We start from the raw sequence: 18,290 nt of genomic DNA on the forward strand, positions 1-18,290 counted from the left end.
CTTATGGCTGCTGCCAGAGAATGACAGCGGCCGTTACCAACAAGTTGACGAGCGTCAGCGGCAGGCACACTTTCCAGCCGAAGGACATTACCTGGTCGTAACGCGGACGCGGTAACGCTGCGCGAATCAAAATGAACATCATCATGAAGAACGCGGTTTTCAGCGCGAACCAGATGAACGGCGGTAAGAACGGGCCATGCCAGCCACCGAAGAACAGCGTTACCATCAACGCGGAAATGGTGACGATACCGATGTACTCGCCCACGAAGAACAGACCGAATTTCATACCGGAATATTCAATGTGGTAACCGTCGGCCAGTTCCTGTTCGGCTTCTGGCTGGTCAAACGGATGACGGTGACACACCGCCACGCCCGCGATAGCAAAGGTAATAAACCCAAAGAACTGCGGGATAACGTTCCAGATGTCGGCCTGGTTATTGACGATGTCGGTCATGTTGAATGAACCGGCCTGCGCCACCACGCCCATCAGGGAGAGCCCCAGGAACACTTCGTAGCTCAGCGTCTGCGCGGAAGCACGCATCGCACCCAGCAGCGAGTATTTGTTGTTACTGGACCAGCCTGCGAACAGCACCGCGTAAACCGCGAGGCCTGCCATCATCAGGAAGAACAGAATGCCGATGTTCAGATCGGCGACCACCCAGGTCGGGCTGACCGGAACGATAGCAAACGCCAGCAGAAGCGAGGTGAAGGCGATCATCGGTGCCAGAGTAAAGATCACGCGGTCCGAGAAGCGCGGGATCCAGTCCTCTTTAAAGAACATCTTGATCATGTCCGCGACCAGCTGGAGTGAACCACCCCAGCCCACGCGGTTCGGTCCGTAACGGTTCTGGAACAGACCGAGCAGACGACGTTCACCAAAGCTCATGAACGCGCCGCAGGTGACCACCACCAGCAGGATAACAATCGCTTTCAGAATGCTCAGCAGGATGTCGATAAGATCCGGCGTTAACCAACTCATGCTTTTGCCTCCTGCAGATTATCAAGACGCGCACCCGCCAGAACCGGCGCGATGCCAGGCATACCCATCGGCAGACCGACCTGCCCTGCTGTCAGACTTTCAGAAATAATCAGCGGCAGGCTGATGGTCTGGCCGTCATAGCTAAAGGCAATGTTCGCGCCCGCGTTAACGCCAAGCTTCGCGGCATCAGCCGGGTTAAGCTTGATGTACGGCTGCGGCATACGGGTCTGGAAGACCGGTGAACGCTGGGACAGCTCATCGCTACCGAACAGATGGTAGTACGGGGCGATACGCCAGTTACCTTCCTGCGCCTGGAAGCTCGCTGGAACGGTGGTGAAGAAGTCCAGACCGGTTTCGGAGGCTTCAATCAGGCGCACGCCCGGATCGCCGTGGCGCAGGGAACCACCCACTTCAGCCTGGAACTTGTTCCATGCCTGCGGGGAGTTCCAGCCCGGCGCCCATGCGAATGGGATTTGCGAACGCGGCGCAGACGGCTGGTTGTTCCCTTCCATAGAGAAGGCGAACATGGTGTCTTTATCCTGCGGCTGACGCGGTTCGTGCACGCTGATATTGGCGCGCATCGCGGTACGGCCGCTGTAGCGGTGCGGTTCACGCGCCAGTTTCTGGCCGCGAATGCGGAAGCTTGCTTCAGGTGCGGCATCTTTAATGCCTGCCAGCTGAGGCAGTTTTTCGACTACCGCGTCGATAACGTGGTCGAGCTGCGTCCAGTCCACTTCACGGCTCTGCACGGTGCTGTGCAGGGAGTGCAGCCAGCGCCAGCTTTCCAGCATCACGGTGTTGCTGTCGTAGTACGCCGGGTCATAAACCTGGAAGAAACGCTGGGCGCGACCTTCGTTGTTGATAACGGTACCGTCGCTTTCTGCGAAGCTTGCCGCAGAGAGCACCAGGTGCGCTTTATCCATAATAGCGGTGCGCTGATGGTCAATGACCATTACCAGCGGCGCTTTGGAGAGCGCGGCGTCAACGCGAGCGGCAGAGGCGTGGCGATGCAGATCGTTTTCCAGCACCACAACGGCGTCAGCGGAACCGGATTCCAGTTCGCTTAACGCTGCTTCCAGCGAGCCGCCGCCAATCATACCCAGACCGATGCTGTTCACCGCACGGGCAATCATGGTCACGCCGACGTCCGCACCGCGGCCTTTCAGGGCTTTGGCAACGTTGGCTGCCGCCTGAATGATCTCGGCGCTACCGGCGTTAGTACCGGAAATAATCAGCGGTTTCTTCGCACCCGCCAGGGCCTGAACAATCACGTCAACCTTGTTTTGCAGGTCGCGATCCAGTTCAACGGCCGGCGAGTTGCTGTCCAGCGCGTGGGCAATGGCAAAGCCGAGGCGCGCCTGATCTTCAACCGGCGCGCAGTAGGTCCACGCGGCGATATCGTCCAGACGGGTATTGTCGACGTTGGTCACAAACAGAGGATGCTTCGCGCGCTGGCCGATGTTGAGGATTGCTGCAATCTGCCAGTCAGCCACTTTCTGCGCCGCTGCCATTTCACGTGCTTTCCCCTTCACCGCCTGACGAACCGCCAGAGCCGCGCGTGCGCCCGTCTGCGTCAGGTCTTCACCCAGCACCAGAACCGCATCATAAGATTCGATTTCGCGCAGCGCAGGAGTGTGGACACCGCCTTCACGCAGCACTTTCAGTACCAGCTGCAGACGTTCCTGCTCACCCTGGGCGATACCGGTATAGAAGTTTTCCGCGCCAACCAGCTCGCGCAGCGCGAAGTTGCTTTCAATGCTGGCGCGCGGGGAGCCGATACCGATCACTTTCTTCGACTGGCGCAGAATATCTGCCGCGCCCTGCATCGCCTGCTCAGCGTTCAGGGTAATGAAGTCGTCACCACGGCGCTGAACCGGCTGACGCGGACGGTCTTTCAGGTTCACATAGCCATAGCCGAAACGACCGCGGTCGCAGAGGAAGTAGTGGTTAACGGTACCGTTGTAACGGTTTTCGATACGACGCAGCTCGCCGTAACGCTCACCCGGGCTGGTGTTACAGCCGAGGGAACACTGCTGGCAGATGCTTGGCGCAAACTGCATGTCCCATTTACGGTTGTAACGCTCGGAGTGGGTTTTATCCGTGAATACGCCGGTCGGGCAGATTTCTACCAGGTTACCGGAGAATTCGCTTTCCAGCGTACCGTCTTCCGGACGACCAAAGTAGACGTTGTCATGCGCGCCATACACGCCCAGATCCTGACCGTCTGCGTAGTCTTTGTAGTAACGCACGCAGCGGTAGCAGGCGATGCAGCGGTTCATTTCGTGAGAGATGAACGGCCCCAGGTCCTGGTTACGGTGGGTACGCTTGGTAAAGCGATAGCGACGGAAGCTGTGGCCGGTCATCACGGTCATATCCTGAAGGTGGCAGTTACCTCCCTCTTCACAGACCGGACAGTCGTGCGGGTGGTTGGTCATCAACCATTCCACAACGCTTTCGCGGAACTGTTTGGCTTCTTCGTCATCAATCGAAATAAAAGTGCCTTCGGTGGCTGGCGTCATACAGGACATCACCAGGCGACCACGCGTGTCTTCCGCGTTTTGATATTGCTTCACCGCACACTGGCGGCAAGCACCGACGCTGCCCAGCGCCGGATGCCAGCAAAAGTACGGAATATCGAGGCCAAGAGACAGACAAGCTTCCAGCAGGTTGTCCGCCCCGTTGACTTCGTATTCTTTGCCGTCTACATGAATCGTAGCCATTAGCATGCTTCCAGTTGGCTCGGTCGAAACCGAGCGTTAATCAAAATTCTTGTCGTTACCAGCGCGCTTTAAGCAGGTTCGGCTGAATCCCATTGATGGCATGGGTATTGCTGAACGGCTGCTTGATGCCTGCTTCGAACTCGTCGCGGAAATATTTGATCGCGCTCTGCAGAGGTTCGACGGCACCCGGTGCGTGGGCACAGAAGGTTTTACCCGGGCCTAAGAATCGACACAGTTGCTCAAGCGTCTCGATATCCCCAGGCTGGCCTTCGCCACGTTCGATTGCACGCAGGATCTTCACGCTCCACGGCAGACCATCACGGCACGGTGTACACCAGCCGCAGGACTCACGGGCGAAGAACTCTTCCAGGTTACGCACCAGCGAGACCATGCCGATCTCGTGGTCGACGGCCATCGCCAGCGCCGTACCCAGACGGCTGCCTGCTTTACCAATGCTTTCGAATTCCATTGGCAGGTCGAGGTGGGCTTCGGTCAGGAAGTCTGTCCCTGCCCCACCCGGCTGCCAGGCTTTGAATTTCAGGCCATCGCGCATGCCGCCGGCATAATCTTCAAGAATTTCGCGTGCGGTGGTACCGAACGGCAGTTCCCAGACGCCAGGATTTTTAACGCGACCAGAGAAGCCCATCAGCTTGGTACCGGCATCTTTGCTTGAGGAGATGCCCTGATACCACTCCACGCCGTTGGCGAGAATAGCCGGAACGTTACACAGGGTTTCAACGTTGTTTACGCAGGTCGGTTTACCCCATACGCCGGAACTTGCCGGGAACGGTGGCTTGGAACGCGGGTTCGCGCGGCGGCCTTCCAGGGAGTTAATCAGCGCGGTTTCTTCACCGCAGATATAACGCCCGGCACCGGTGTGCACGAACAGTTCGAAGTCAAACCCGGTACCCAGGATGTTTTTGCCCAGCAGGCCCGCTTCGGTGGCTTCGGCAATCGCGCGACGCAGGTTTTCCGCCGCTTCAATGTACTCACCGCGCAGGAAGATGTAGCCACGGTAGGCTTTCAGCGCGAACGCGGAGATCAGCATGCCTTCCACCAGCAGGTGCGGCAGCTGTTCCATCAGCAGGCGGTCTTTATAGGTGCCCGGCTCCATTTCATCGGCGTTACACAGCAGGTAACGGATGTTCATGGATTCGTCTTTCGGCATCAGGCTCCACTTCAGACCGGTGGAGAAGCCCGCACCGCCGCGCCCTTTCAGGCCGGAGTCTTTCACCGCGTTAACGATGTCGTCCGGCGCCATGCCGCCAAGGGCTTTACGCGCGCCGGCATAGCCGTTTTTGCTCTGGTATTCGTCGAGCCATACCGGCTGTTTGTCATCGCGCAGACGCCAGGTCAGCGGATGCGTCTCAGCAGTACGAATTACAGTTTTCATTTGTACTGCTCCAGCAGGTCAGGAATCGCTTCCGGCGTCAGATGGCTGTGAGTGTCCTCATCAATCATCATGGTCGGCCCCTTGTCGCAGTTACCCAGGCAGCAGGTTGGCAGCAGAGTAAAGCGTCCATCGAACGTGGTCTGGCCCGGCTTGATATTGAGTTTTTTCTCAATCGCAGCCTGAATACCCTGATAACCGGTAATGTGGCAGACCACGCTGTCACAGTAGCGGATCACATGGCGGCCAACCGGCTGACGGAAGATCTGGCTGTAGAACGTGGCCACGCCTTCTACGTCGCTTGCCGGAATACCCAGCACTTTCGCGATCTCATAGATCGCCCCATCCGGCACCCAACCACGCTGTTTCTGTACGATTTTCAGCGCTTCAATGGACGCCGCACGCGGGTCTTCGTAGTGGTGCATCTCGTGCTCAATGGCGGCACGTTCTGCTTCACTCAGCTCAAAAGCCTCGGTTTGTGGTTGTTGATTCTCGTGCATAATTAGCGGTCCACATCTGACATAACAAAATCGATACTACCCAGATACACAATCAGGTCGGAGACCAGACTGCCGCGGATGGCGGACGGGATCTGCTGCAGGTGCGCAAAGCTCGGCGTACGCACGCGGGTACGGTAGCTCATGGTGCTGCCGTCACTGGTCAGGTAGTAACTGTTAATACCCTTGGTCGCTTCAATCATCTGGAAGGATTCTTGCGCCGGCATGACCGGACCCCATGAAACCTGCAGGAAGTGGGTGATCAGGGTTTCGATATGTTGCAGCGTGCGCTCTTTCGGTGGCGGCGTCGTCAGCGGGTGATCCGCCTTGAACGGGCCTTCCGGCATGTTGTTGAGGCACTGCTCAAGGATGCGCAGACTCTGGCGCAGCTCTTCCACTTTCAGCATCACGCGGGTGTAGCAGTCGGAGACACCGCCGCCCACCGGGACTTCAAAGTCGAAGTTCTCGTAGCCAGAGTAAGGACGGGCTTTACGCACGTCGAAATCAATACCGGTCGCACGCAGACCTGCACCTGTCGTCCCCCACTCCAGCGCTTCTTTCGCGCCGTAGGCAGCAACGCCCTGGGAACGGCCTTTCAGAATGGTGTTACGCAGCGCGGCTTTCTCGTATGACGCCAGACGTTTTGGCATCCAGTCGAGGAACTCACGCAGCAGACGGTCCCAGCCGCGCGGCAGATCGTGTGCCACGCCGCCGATACGGAACCAGGCCGGGTGCATACGGAAACCGGTAATCGCTTCCACCAGATCGTAGATTTTCTGACGGTCGGTAAAGGCGAAGAAGACCGGGGTCATCGCGCCGACGTCCTGAATGAACGTGGAGATGTACAGCAGGTGGCTGTTGATACGGAACAGTTCTGAGAGCATAACGCGAATCACGTTAACGCGATCCGGCGTAACGATACCCGCCAGTTTCTCAACGGCCAGCACGTATGGCATCTCGTTGACGCAGCCGCCGAGGTACTCGATACGGTCGGTATACGGAATGTAGCTGTGCCAGGACTGACGCTCGCCCATCTTCTCAGCGCCACGGTGGTGGTAGCCGATGTCAGGCACGCAGTCGACAATCTCTTCGCCATCAAGCTGAAGAATAATACGGAATGCACCGTGCGCTGACGGGTGGTTTGGACCGAGGTTGAGGAACATGAAGTCCTCGTTGTCGGTACCGCGCTTCATACCCCAGTCTTCCGGTTTGAAGGTCAGCGCTTCCATCTCCAGATCCTGCTTGGCTTTAGTCAGCTCAAACGGATCGAATTCGGTTGCACGCGCAGGGTAGTCTTTACGCAACGGGTGGCCGGTCCAGGTCTGCGGCATCATGATGCGCGTCAGATGCGGGTGGCCGTCGAAGGTCATGCCGAACATTTCCCAGGTTTCACGCTCATACCAGTTCGCGTTCGGGAAAAGTTTGGTGATCGTCGGCAGATGCATGTCGTTTTCAGACAATGCCACCTTGAGCATGATATCCGTATTACGGTCTATTGAGATCAGGTGGTAGAAAACGGAAAAATCCGCAGCAGGGAGACCCTGGCGGTGGGTACGCAGACGTTCATCCATGCCGTGTAAGTCAAACAGCATGACGTACGGTTTTGGCAATTTCTTGAGGAAATCGACAACTTCCAGCAATTGCTCACGCTTCACCCAAACAACGGGTACCCCGGTGCGGGTAGCCTGAACAGTAAAGGCATCCGGCCCAAAACGGTTGCGCAGTTCGCCAATGACTGGGTCATCCAGATGATCCCGGGTCTGCCAGGCGGCTTCTTGCGCGGTTAAGTCGGTCATATTGTTCACCATTGCAAATGGTCCGTGGTGACTGTTGAGCCTGGCTTCGCGCTATTTGAGTAGTGATATGCGAAGGTGTTCTCCAGGCCTACAGGCGCAAATTAAATTTCGTCAGGCGTACGCAGGTTGGTGACGGCAATACGTTCACCACGTTTACGCTCGCGCTCAGACTGCATGTTCGCGCGATACACACCCTGATCGCCAACCACCCACGACAGTGGGCGACGTTCTTTACCGATAGACTCCTGCAGCAGCATCAGCGCCTGCATGTAGGCTTCCGGACGTGGCGGACAACCCGGGATGTACACATCCACTGGGATAAATTTATCTACGCCCTGCACGACGGAATAAATGTCGTACATACCGCCAGAGTTTGCACATGCGCCCATGGAGATAACCCATTTTGGCTCCAGCATCTGGTCATACAGACGCTGAATAACAGGTGCCATCTTGGTAAAGCACGTACCGGCAACCACCATCAGGTCAGCCTGACGCGGGGAAGCACGGAGTACCTCGGCCCCAAAACGCGCAACGTCATGCACCGCAGTGAATGACGTCACCATTTCAACGTAGCAGCAAGAAAGGCCAAAGTTGTAAGGCCAGATGGAGTTCTTACGACCCCAGTTGACCATATCGTGCATGGCATGTTCGAGTTTGCCCATGTACACGCTTTTATTGACTTCTTGCTCCAGGGGGTCGGTTACGATCTCCTGTTTTTGCAGGGGGTAACGGTCATTCTCACCGTTAGGATCTATGCGGGTGAGCGTATAATCCATCTTATTGCCTCGCTGTTACTGCTGACGATTAGAGATACTGTTTTCCGGGTTGATGTGTTCACGACGTGAACGCGCAGGCGTCCAGTCAAGCGCGCCAATACGCACCAGATAAACCAGACCGGCCAGTAGCACTAAAATGAAAATTGCGGCCTCGACAAAGCCCACCCAACCACTTTCGCGGATGGACGTTGACCATGCGAAAAGGTAAAGCGCTTCCACGTCGAAGATGACGAAGAACATGGCTACCAGATAAAACTTGGCAGACAGGCGTAAGCGAGCGGTACCTACCGAATCAATACCTGATTCGAAAGGGGTGTTTTTGTGCCTTGCACGGGCGCGACCGCCCAGGAACCAGCCGCCGACTAACATCAGGCAGCACAGGCCAATGGCTACAATAAGAAAGATTGCGAATGCCCAGTGATGAGCGATGACTTCTGTGGATGTTGACATACTCATTGCTTACTCATCAAAAGTGATACCTACGACACTGCTCTTGCTGGCAGATGGGCATCACATCGATTCATGGGGAGGAACAAATAACCTTACACTAACTGTCAGAAATGAGACGTAGACAGCAAAATGATGGGGTTTTTTACTCCTTTCTATAACCTATTGTCAACTTTAACAAAGGTTTCTTCACATTAAATTACATCGAGCGATTCTCATTAACATTTGGTGCCCTTTAACCCTGGTGGGTGCATGACTTTCCGTCAAATGTATGTTGTTGAATCGTGTCCGTTTCGGAAGTAAAAAAAATAACCCTCCTATTTTGACAGGATTTGCCAACGATTCCTCCCCCCAAATAGGAGTATTTTCTTGATCTGCGACACGCTTTTGTTAATTCGACATGGAAAACGGCAACATATTTCCTGTTTTTTTAACATGAGAGGGATATGGTTGAAGTTAGAACGGAAAGTGGACAAGTTTTAAGCTAAAGCATCCAACTCATTGATAAGTAAGATAGCACCCTGAAAATCCATGCCCCTTAAGCGGGTATTGTTGTTTAAAAAAAGCCACTGCATGTGAAAATCACACGAGTGGCTTTTTTTTACACTTACATTTTGTTACCAGAATATTGAGCTATCGATCACTCAAAATCCCCTTCAACGATCAGGGAGTCATCCCCCCCTTCGGAGGTAACGCGCTCAAACTGCCACGGGTTATGGTAGTTTTCCATCGCCTCGAACACCACTTTGGCCAACTCGTTATGGCTGGACGAATTGTGGCAGAGCAGATACTCCGTATCCGGCAGCGCAGGGAGACCATCGGATTTCCCCAGGACGCGCAGATCGGGACTCATCATCTCTACCGGACGGGCCGTTACGCCCAGACCGGCCTTCACGGCGGCACGAACCGCTGGCAGCGTGGAAGCCACGTACGCCAGACGCCACGGAATGTTGGCCTCATTCAGCGCCGTAAGCACCATATCGCGGAAAGGGCTCGGGTCATCCAGTAAGACCAGCGGAACCGGCTCCCCTTTTTGCAGCACGTACTCGGCTGCGCAATACCAGTGCGTAGGTGATGTGCGCAACGTCAGGCAATCAAACTGCCCGGGACGATGCGTAGTCACTACAAGGTCGACTTTATGCTCATTTAACATCTCAACCATAAAGGCATTACGTTTTACGCTAACGTCCAGCGCAAGCTTCGGATAAACCGAACTAATACGGTTGAGAAGAAACGGCAATATTGTATCCGCTGACTCATCAGATGCGCCTAACGTTAGCACCCCTTGAAGGTTGCTAAACATTAATGACATACATGCTTCATCATTAAAGCGAAGAATTTTCCTGGCATAACCCAGTAGCTGAATACCGTGTTCCGTTAAGAGCTTATTACGCCCGTGACGTGCAAAAAGCTCTTTACCAACCAGTTGCTCCAGCCGCTGCATTTGCTGGCTAACGGCGGACTGAGTTCGGCAAACGGCGGCAGCAGCAGCTGCAAAAGTGTTGAGATCGGCGACCGCAACAAACGTTCTCAGCAGATCGAGGTCGAGATTCATTATCGGACGATTTGCATTTATCATATCTATTCACTTTCAGGTTGCTCGTGCGGAGCTGCCCGGGTTGAAGCTGTGTGTAACAGTTAAGCAATTCCCTCTGAAGGTTTTCCCTCGCATCCCGGCCCGGCAGACTGCCTGACAGATAGTTATTGTGCTGCTTTATATCAACAGTCAGAAAGCACGTTTCATGACGTTATTTTTATTCTCTTAAACGTTAAGGATATTTAGATGTTCGCAGGTTTATGTAAATTACATTAAAGGTATAACACCTTTTCTGCCATCTTTATCGCAGCGCTGTCAACGTAGCAGGAGATGTTCGACACACTCCAGCCAGAGATAACTCCAACAATAACAATCAATTAAATCGAAAAGTCAGTACCAGATATACAAAATTTTTGCATCTGTCCTCTGCTTTCCTGAAAGACATCTTAACCCAAATCCACTTTATTTATAAGTATTATTGCAATATTGAGGATTAAAGAAGAATGTTAAGCTTCTAAACTAATTTTATTAAAATTAACTAAAGTTGCATTTTATAGGTTAATAATAAATAAATTTTAATTTAGATTAAGACCATTCATTAATGGCACTTAACATTAATTTCACATGAGTAACTTTTAGCCACATTATGCTTTTACAGGCACATGTATCAAGCATTCAGGTTTTACGAAAAGTCACTCAGGGTGATTGCTACCGTTGTCAGGTTCACCACTTATTTTCACCAGCACAATATACAGAATTTTGTCAAAGGAATAGCATATTTAACCTGTCATATCGCGATGAGCACAACTTTAAGACAGTGAAAAAGCTAACGCGCAGAGAAAAAGATTTATCAAAATTTTGCTTCCGGCACAAAATCTTCTACTGCACACCCTTCAAAACGAAGCGAGGGGGGAGTACATTATTCCGTGCTGACTTCCACGGCAGGGAGTGGCAATAATAGCGAAAAGGTTAAAGGTTCATGTCCCCTATCGAAAAATCCAGCAAGCTAGATAACGTCTGTTATGACATCCGCGGCCCGGTTCTGAAAGAGGCAAAACGCCTTGAAGAGGAAGGCAACAAGGTTCTGAAACTCAACATTGGTAACCCTGCGCCATTTGGTTTTGAAGCGCCGGATGAAATTCTGGTTGACGTGATCCGCAACCTTCCTACTGCGCAAGGCTATTGCGATTCCAAAGGACTTTACTCCGCACGTAAAGCCATCATGCAGCATTATCAGGCACGCGGTATGCGCGATGTTACCGTTGAAGATATTTATATCGGCAACGGCGTCTCTGAACTGATCGTGCAGGCGATGCAGGCGCTGCTGAACAGCGGGGACGAAATGCTGGTTCCCGCGCCGGACTATCCGCTGTGGACGGCTGCCGTATCACTGTCGAGCGGGAAAGCCGTGCACTATCTGTGCGACGAGTCCTCCGACTGGTTCCCGGACCTCGATGATATTCGAGCAAAAATCACCCCCCGCACGCGCGGCATCGTGATCATTAACCCGAACAACCCAACGGGCGCGGTGTACTCAAAAGAGCTGCTGATGGAGATCGTCGAGCTCGCCCGCCAGCACAACCTGATCATCTTTGCCGACGAAATTTACGACAAGATCCTGTACGACGCGGCACAGCACCACTCCATCGCCGCGCTGGCCCCGGATCTGCTGACCGTCACCTTTAACGGCCTGTCAAAAACCTACCGCGTGGCCGGTTTCCGTCAGGGCTGGATGGTATTAAACGGTCCGAAAAAGCATGCCAAAGGCTATATTGAAGGGCTGGAAATGCTGGCCTCCATGCGTTTATGTGCCAACGTTCCGGCGCAGCACGCGATCCAGACGGCGCTGGGTGGTTATCAGAGCATTAGCGAGTTCATCGTTCCCGGTGGTCGCCTGTACGAACAGCGCAACCGCGCGTGGGAGCTGATCAACGATATTCCGGGCGTCTCCTGCGTGAAGCCGAATGGCGCGCTCTATATGTTCCCGAAAATTGACGCAAAGCGCTTTAATATTCATGACGACCAGAAAATGGTGCTGGATTTCCTGCTGCAGGAAAAAGTGCTGCTGGTTCAGGGGACGGCGTTTAACTGGCCGTGGCCGGATCACGTGCGTATCGTGACGCTGCCGCGCGAAGATGACCTCGAAATGGCCATCAGCCGCTTCGGGCGCTTCCTCTCCGGGTACCATCAGTAATCTTAAAATCAGGCTACTTCGGTAGCCTGATTTGCATCTTCCCTCCCCTCCCCGCACAATGAACGCCTGTCGCAGTGAAGACAAAAGGTAACCTATGAGTCAGAGTCATTTCTTCGCCCACCTCTCCCGCCTAAAACTCATCAACCGCTGGCCGCTGATGCGCAACGTGCGCACAGAGAACGTGTCAGAGCACAGTCTACAGGTTGCCATGGTTGCTCATGCGCTGGCCGCCATTAAAAACCGCAAATTCAACGGTCAGGTCAATCCAGAGCGCATCGCCCTGCTGGCGATGTACCACGATGCGTCAGAAGTGCTGACCGGCGACCTGCCCACGCCGGTGAAATATTTCAACTCGCAAATTGCGCAGGAATATAAGGCTATCGAGAAGATTGCCCAGCAGAAGCTGATTGACATGGTGCCGGATGAGTTGCGCGACATTTTTGAGCCGCTCATCGATGAGCATCAGTACACGGAAGATGAAAAGTCGCTGGTCAAACAGGCCGACGCGCTCTGCGCCTACCTGAAGTGTCTGGAAGAGCTGTCCGCGGGGAATAACGAATTTTTACTGGCGAAAACGCGTCTGGAAAAAACGCTGGAATCCCGCCGCAGCGCAGAGATGGATTACTTTATGCAGGTGTTTGTGCCGAGCTTCCATTTATCGCTGGACGAGATTAGTCAGGATTCGCCGTTGTAATTTTTGCCGGGTAAGGCGAAGCCGCCACCCGGCAAAATGCTCAGAACGGGAACAGGACCGGTATCAATATCACGCACACCACCATCACCAGCACGGTGAACGGCACGCCCAGCTTCACGAAATCACTGAACCTATAATTCCCGGGCCCCAGCACCAGCGTGTTAACCGGTGAAGAGACCGGCGTCATAAATGCCGCGGAAGCAGCCATCGCCACCATCATCGCAAAGGGATACGGCGACACGCCCATGGATTTGGCCATCGCCAGCGCAATCGGCGCCATCAGTACCGCCGTCGCGGTGTTGGAGATAAACAGACCGATGGTGGCGCACATGATAAACAGACAGACCAACATCATGTACGGCCCATACCCGCCGCCAACGTCCATTAAGCCTTTAACGATCAGATCCACCCCGCCGGTTTTTTGCAGCGCCAGAGCGAAGGGCATCATCCCGACGATGAGAATAATGCTCGGCCAGTGAATGGCTTTATACGCGCTTTCGGCGTCAATGCAGCGGAATTTCCCCATCAACAGGCAGGCGATGATTGCCGCGACCGGATTGGGAATTTCATCGGTCAGCATCAGCGCCACCATCAGCACCAGACAAAAAATCGCATGGGGCGCCTGGCTGTGCGCCGGCGATGCGTCGCTCTCCTCGACAGGCATGTTGAGCACCACAAAATCGCGCCCTTTTTGCCCGAGCTGGCTAATCAGCTTCCAGTTACCGACAACGAGGAAGATATCGCCCAGCAGGATCGGCTCATCCACCACCGCCCCTTCGATCGCCACGCCATCGCGCTTCAGCCCCACGACATTCAGGCCATAGCGGGTTCGGAATCCCATTTCCCGCACGGTTTTACCCAACAGTTCCGATTCCGGGATCAGCGATACTTCGGCCATGCCGACATCCAGCGCCTGATCGGAGAAATACTCCCCGCGCAGCACCATCGGTTCCAGCAGCTGTTCGCTGCAAAACTCGCGCAGATCCACGTCCGCGGTGGACATATCAATCAGCAGGACGTCCCGCGCGCGGAATTCCGACACCCCGTTGACGTTGACAATAACCCGGCGAAAACGACGCCAGCGCTCTACGCCGATCACGTTCGCGCCATAGCGCTCACGCAGCTTCAGGTCGTCAAGACGCTGTCCCACCATCGGCGAACCGGGACGAATAGCCAGACGGCGCGCGCGCCCGGTGAGACGGTACTCTTTAATCAGATCGCGGAAGGTGCGTCGCTTCCACCCTTCTTTATTTTTGTCCTGTTTTTCACCTTTCAGGGCAAACCGGGTCAGCAGCATGTAGACCACGCCCATCACCAGAATGACCAGCCCAAGCGGGGTGACGCTGAAAAAACTGAAGCCCTGAAATCCTTCCCGGATAAGCTCGCTGTTGACGACCAGGTTCGGCGGCGTTGCCACCAGCGTCATCATGCCGCTGATCAATCCGGCAAAACTCAGGGGCATCATCAGGCGCGACGGCGAGATCTGCATCCGCATGGAGACGCTCAGCACCACCGGGATAAAGATGGCGACCACGCCCGTTGAGCTCATAAACGCCCCCAGCCCGGCAACGGTCACCATCAGGTAGATCAGCATTTTGGTTTCGCTGCTGCCCGCCACCTTCACCAGCCACGACCCCATGATGGTCGCCACGCCGGTACGCACCAGCCCATCACCAATAATAAACAGGGCGGCAATCAGGATAACGTTGGGATCGCTAAACCCGGAGAAGGCTTCCGGCAGCGTGAGCGTTCCGCTCAGCACAAACGCGACGATGACAAACAAGGCGACGGCGTCCATGCGTACCTTGCCCGTTGCAAAAAGAAGGATGGCGATTAAAAGCAGGCTCAGGACCCAAATCAGTTCACCGTTCACAACATGTCCTTGTCAGTGGGAGATGAGGAATTGTGCCATAAAAAAGCCCCAGCAATGTGGGGCTGTATCATGGGATTACAGTTTTAGCGAGACGGTTACCACTCCGTCAGAGGCTTTCGAAACAGCCAGTACCGTCAGTGAATTCAGCACAAAGTCTGCCTCCTCCAGCCGCGGGGATCCCGCCGGAACGTTAACGGCGATAACGTGGCTTCCGGCGTTCAGCCCGGCCAGTACGCCAGCGGCAGCATCTTCCACCACCACGCACTCTGCGGGCGCGAGGCCCAGCAGTTCAGCGCCCAGTAAAAACGCGTCGGGCTCCGGTTTACCACGCTTTACGCGCTCCGCAGTAATAAACACTTCCGGCTTCGGTAAACCTGCCGCCTTATGACGGGCGTGGGCGACGGGAATGGAGCCTGAGGTGACGATAGCCCACGGGATCTGCGCCTCGTTCAGATGCTCAAGCAGCTCGCGCGCGCCCGGTAAGGCTGTGATGCCGTCCGTATCCGTGGCTTCAATGTGTTCCAGGTATTTGAACTCCGCCTGAATTTCGTCCTCAGAGCGTCCGGCCAGGAAGTGCCGTAGCGAGGTAATGGCCTGTTTGCCATGGATAAAATTCAGCACGTCCTGATGGTCGATGCCATGTCGGTCAGCCCAATGGCACCATGAACGCTCCACAACCGGCAGCGAATCCACCAGCGTACCGTCCAGATCAAACAGAAAACCTTTACACTGCACACGCACCTCCGTCAGGCATTAATGATTTGTTGAATTTCGTTGCTGCTTAAATGGTACTGGCGCGGGCAGGCGTGCCACGCGCTTAGCATACGCTGATATTTATCCCACATAGGGGTCTGCGCGTTGAAGCCGTGGGTGCCCGCGTCAAAGTGGGTATAGCGCCCTTCTGTATTCACCATAAAGCGAACATAGCTCAGATAACGCGCTTCCGTTGCGGCATCAAAGCCTAAGAAGGTCACGCGGCGCTCGTCAATGGACTGCCGATCTTTGAGATTCGTCCAGGACACGTGCAGGGCGTGATACATCTCCATAATGTCGATCACGATGCGACAGGTTTCTTCTTTCAGCTCGCCAAACTCGCGGTCCAGTTCGCGCATTTGCAAACCAAAACCGCGTTCGACGATGGTTTGCAGGCGGCTGTAGCGCGCAGCGTTATCGGGATCAAGCATAGTCATCATCTTGTACTGGTTAGACAAAATCAGACGTTGAGCATGGGTCATTTCCATCTTTCGACTCCTGTAGCGCATTGCACTTAAAAAAAAGACACGGTAACTGATTGTTACTGTGCCTTCTTTTCGTCGTCGTTTCGATGATCAATCACAAGTCATCGAGGAATGTTTTATCCAGTTGCTTAAAAGCACGCTTTAACGTGTCCGCCAGCGCCTGGTAGTCCGGCTTGCCTTCAACCGGGGCGAGCGCCTGTCCGGCCTCCTCCAGTTTTCCGCGCACTTCATAAAACCAGTGTAAAATAGATGGGGGAAGTGGGGTGATGGAGCGTTTACCTAACCACCACAGGCCCTGCATCGGCAGGCTTAAGGCGAAGAGCGCCGTCGCGACCGCAGGGCCAAGCTGGCCGCCCAACGCAATCTGCCAGCACAGCGTAAAGACAGCGACAGGCGGCATAAAGCGAATCGCATAGCGCGTGGCGCGGATAGTGCGATTCTCAATGAACATCGGCGCAAGGCGCTTTTCCATCGGCCACGTCTTTGCGTAATGCTGTCCCCGACGAAACAGACTAAAAAAATTTACGGACGGGTTCTCTGGTGTCGACATGGCTGTACCTCAACTTCACATATAAAAATTAAAATTTTCGTGCAAAACCACAACAAGCTATGACAACGTTCAAAATATTTTGTCATCTCTACCCCGTATCGGGTATCCTGTGCCAGCCTGATAGGGCCTTAGACGAGAATCATTAACTCGTCAAATTATTGCACATTATGCCATTGGCTGAAAATTGTGCAAAATGGCATAAAATCATAGTTATTTCTTCCATCATGCCACAATGTTTGTTTGGCATGATGTTAATCATAAATGTCCGAGTCCTCATGCGTTACGCTGTTAGACTCACTGACGTTTTTTTAGCCACGTATCAATAATAGGTACTTCCATGTCGAGTAAGTTAGTACTGGTTCTGAACTGCGGTAGCTCCTCACTGAAATTCGCCATCATCGATGCGCTCAACGGTGACGAATACCTCTCTGGTTTGGCCGAATGTTTCCATCTGCCTGAAGCACGTATCAAGTGGAAGATGGACGGCAGCAAACAAGAAGCGGCTTTAGGTGCAGGCGCCGCTCACAGTGAAGCGCTGAACTTTATCGTTAACACTATTCTGGCACAAAAACCAGAACTGTCTGCTCAGCTGACTGCGATTGGTCACCGTATCGTCCACGGCGGCGAAAAATACACCAGCTCCGTCGTGATCGACGAATCTGTGATCCAGGGCATCAAGGACTCTGCGTCCTTCGCACCGCTGCACAACCCGGCTCACCTGATCGGTATCGCTGAAGCGCTGAAATCCTTCCCGAATCTGAAAGACAAAAACGTGGCCGTATTCGACACCGCGTTCCATCAGACCATGCCGGAAGAGTCTTACCTCTATGCCCTGCCATACAGCCTGTACAAAGAACACGGCGTACGTCGCTACGGCGCGCACGGCACCAGCCACTTCTACGTGACTCAGGAAGCCGCTAAAGTCCTGAACAAGCCGGTTGAAGAACTGAACATCATCACCTGCCACCTGGGCAACGGTGGTTCTGTTTCTGCTATCCGCAACGGTAAATGTGTTGATACTTCCATGGGTCTGACCCCGCTGGAAGGTCTGGTGATGGGTACCCGTTCCGGTGACATCGACCCGGCGATCATCTTCCACCTGCACGACACCCTGGGCATGAGCGTTGACCAGATCAACAAAATGCTGACCAAAGAGTCTGGCCTGCTGGGTCTGACCGAAGTTACCAGCGACTGCCGTTACGTTGAAGACAACTACGCAGAGAAAGAAGACGCTAAACGTGCCATGGACGTTTACTGCCACCGCCTGGCGAAGTACATCGGCTCTTACACTGCGCTGATGGAAGGCCGTCTGGACGCGGTTATCTTCACCGGTGGTATCGGTGAGAACGCGGCAATGGTTCGTGAACTGTCCCTGGGCAAACTGGGCGTTCTGGGCTTCGACGTTGATCACGAGCGTAACCTGGCTGCCCGCTTCGGCAAGTCTGGCTTCATCAACAAAGAAGGCACCCGCCCTGCTCTCGTTATCCCAACTAACGAAGAACTGGTCATTGCGCAAGACGCGCACCGCCTGACTGCCTGATTCCACACCGCCAGCAATGCTGGCGGTGCTGTTTTGTAACCCGCCCAATTGCGGCGGTA

General features: G+C 54.3%; 15 protein-coding genes. 3 read left to right on the forward strand and 12 right to left on the reverse strand.

Going from position 1 to position 18,290, the window contains the following annotated elements; all coding sequences use genetic code 11:
- Nucleotide 1: 1 nt before the first annotated feature.
- The 8 genes from nuoH to lrhA form a co-directional block, all read right to left on the reverse strand.
- Nucleotides 2–979, reverse strand: a complete 978-nt coding sequence (nuoH, locus tag LA04_RS17590; RefSeq protein WP_008500211.1) for an NADH-quinone oxidoreductase subunit NuoH — start codon at nt 977–979, stop codon at nt 2–4.
- Entirely contained in the window at nt 976–3,699 is a 2,724-nt protein-coding gene (nuoG, locus tag LA04_RS17595) for an NADH-quinone oxidoreductase subunit NuoG (RefSeq protein ID WP_047652566.1), read from the reverse strand. The genes nuoH and nuoG overlap by 4 nt, the downstream gene beginning before the upstream one ends.
- A 55-nt stretch (nt 3,700–3,754) precedes the next feature.
- Nucleotides 3,755–5,092, reverse strand: coding sequence for an NADH-quinone oxidoreductase subunit NuoF (gene nuoF, locus LA04_RS17600; RefSeq protein ID WP_023312536.1), 1,338 nt, complete (start codon nt 5,090–5,092; stop codon nt 3,755–3,757).
- On the reverse strand, nt 5,089–5,589 hold the full coding sequence (nuoE, locus tag LA04_RS17605; RefSeq protein ID WP_006176513.1) for an NADH-quinone oxidoreductase subunit NuoE: 501 nt from the start codon (nt 5,587–5,589) through the stop codon (nt 5,089–5,091). The genes nuoF and nuoE overlap by 4 nt, the downstream gene beginning before the upstream one ends.
- A 2-nt stretch (nt 5,590–5,591) precedes the next feature.
- Entirely contained in the window at nt 5,592–7,394 is a 1,803-nt protein-coding gene (gene nuoC / locus LA04_RS17610; protein WP_023312537.1) for an NADH-quinone oxidoreductase subunit C/D, read from the reverse strand.
- An 89-nt stretch (nt 7,395–7,483) separates the two neighbouring features.
- Nucleotides 7,484–8,158 (reverse strand): NADH-quinone oxidoreductase subunit NuoB, encoded by a 675-nt coding sequence (gene nuoB / locus LA04_RS17615; protein ID WP_003861482.1) that lies wholly within the window; start codon nt 8,156–8,158, stop codon nt 7,484–7,486.
- A gap of 15 nt (nt 8,159–8,173) precedes the next feature.
- On the reverse strand, nt 8,174–8,614 hold the full coding sequence (nuoA, locus tag LA04_RS17620) for an NADH-quinone oxidoreductase subunit NuoA (protein ID WP_006176516.1): 441 nt from the start codon (nt 8,612–8,614) through the stop codon (nt 8,174–8,176).
- 631 nt (nt 8,615–9,245) lie between these two features.
- Nucleotides 9,246–10,184, reverse strand: coding sequence for a transcriptional regulator LrhA (gene lrhA, locus LA04_RS17625; protein ID WP_029741933.1), 939 nt, complete (start codon nt 10,182–10,184; stop codon nt 9,246–9,248).
- A gap of 937 nt (nt 10,185–11,121) precedes the next feature.
- Here lrhA and alaA point away from each other — a divergent pair.
- Together alaA and yfbR are read left to right on the forward strand one after the other, a co-directional pair.
- On the forward strand, nt 11,122–12,336 hold the full coding sequence (gene alaA / locus LA04_RS17630) for an alanine transaminase AlaA (RefSeq protein ID WP_008500204.1): 1,215 nt from the start codon (nt 11,122–11,124) through the stop codon (nt 12,334–12,336).
- Between the two features lie 94 nt (nt 12,337–12,430).
- Nucleotides 12,431–13,030, forward strand: coding sequence for a 5'-deoxynucleotidase (yfbR, locus tag LA04_RS17635; protein ID WP_029741932.1), 600 nt, complete (start codon nt 12,431–12,433; stop codon nt 13,028–13,030).
- A 40-nt stretch (nt 13,031–13,070) separates the two neighbouring features.
- Here yfbR and LA04_RS17640 read toward each other — a convergent pair whose 3' ends face one another.
- The 4 genes from LA04_RS17640 to yfbV form a co-directional block, all read right to left on the reverse strand.
- Entirely contained in the window at nt 13,071–14,903 is a 1,833-nt protein-coding gene (locus LA04_RS17640) for an SLC13 family permease (RefSeq protein ID WP_047652567.1), read from the reverse strand.
- 75 nt (nt 14,904–14,978) lie between these two features.
- The gene (locus tag LA04_RS17645; protein WP_047652568.1) at nt 14,979–15,638 is read right to left on the reverse strand and encodes a sugar phosphatase; all 660 of its coding nucleotides are present in this window, start codon (nt 15,636–15,638) and stop codon (nt 14,979–14,981) included.
- Nucleotides 15,639–15,649: 11 nt separating this feature from the next.
- Entirely contained in the window at nt 15,650–16,144 is a 495-nt protein-coding gene (locus LA04_RS17650) for a YfbU family protein (RefSeq protein WP_023617380.1), read from the reverse strand.
- Nucleotides 16,145–16,235: 91 nt separating this feature from the next.
- The gene (gene yfbV, locus LA04_RS17655; protein WP_023312543.1) at nt 16,236–16,691 is read right to left on the reverse strand and encodes a terminus macrodomain insulation protein YfbV; all 456 of its coding nucleotides are present in this window, start codon (nt 16,689–16,691) and stop codon (nt 16,236–16,238) included.
- Between the two features lie 337 nt (nt 16,692–17,028).
- On the opposite strand from yfbV, the gene ackA reads away from it, so the two are divergent.
- On the forward strand, nt 17,029–18,231 hold the full coding sequence (gene ackA / locus LA04_RS17660) for an acetate kinase (protein ID WP_023312544.1): 1,203 nt from the start codon (nt 17,029–17,031) through the stop codon (nt 18,229–18,231).
- Nucleotides 18,232–18,290 lie beyond the last annotated feature (59 nt).

Source organism: Enterobacter sp. UCD-UG_FMILLET (assembly GCF_000762975.1).
Lineage (GTDB): Bacteria > Pseudomonadota > Gammaproteobacteria > Enterobacterales > Enterobacteriaceae > Enterobacter > Enterobacter dykesii.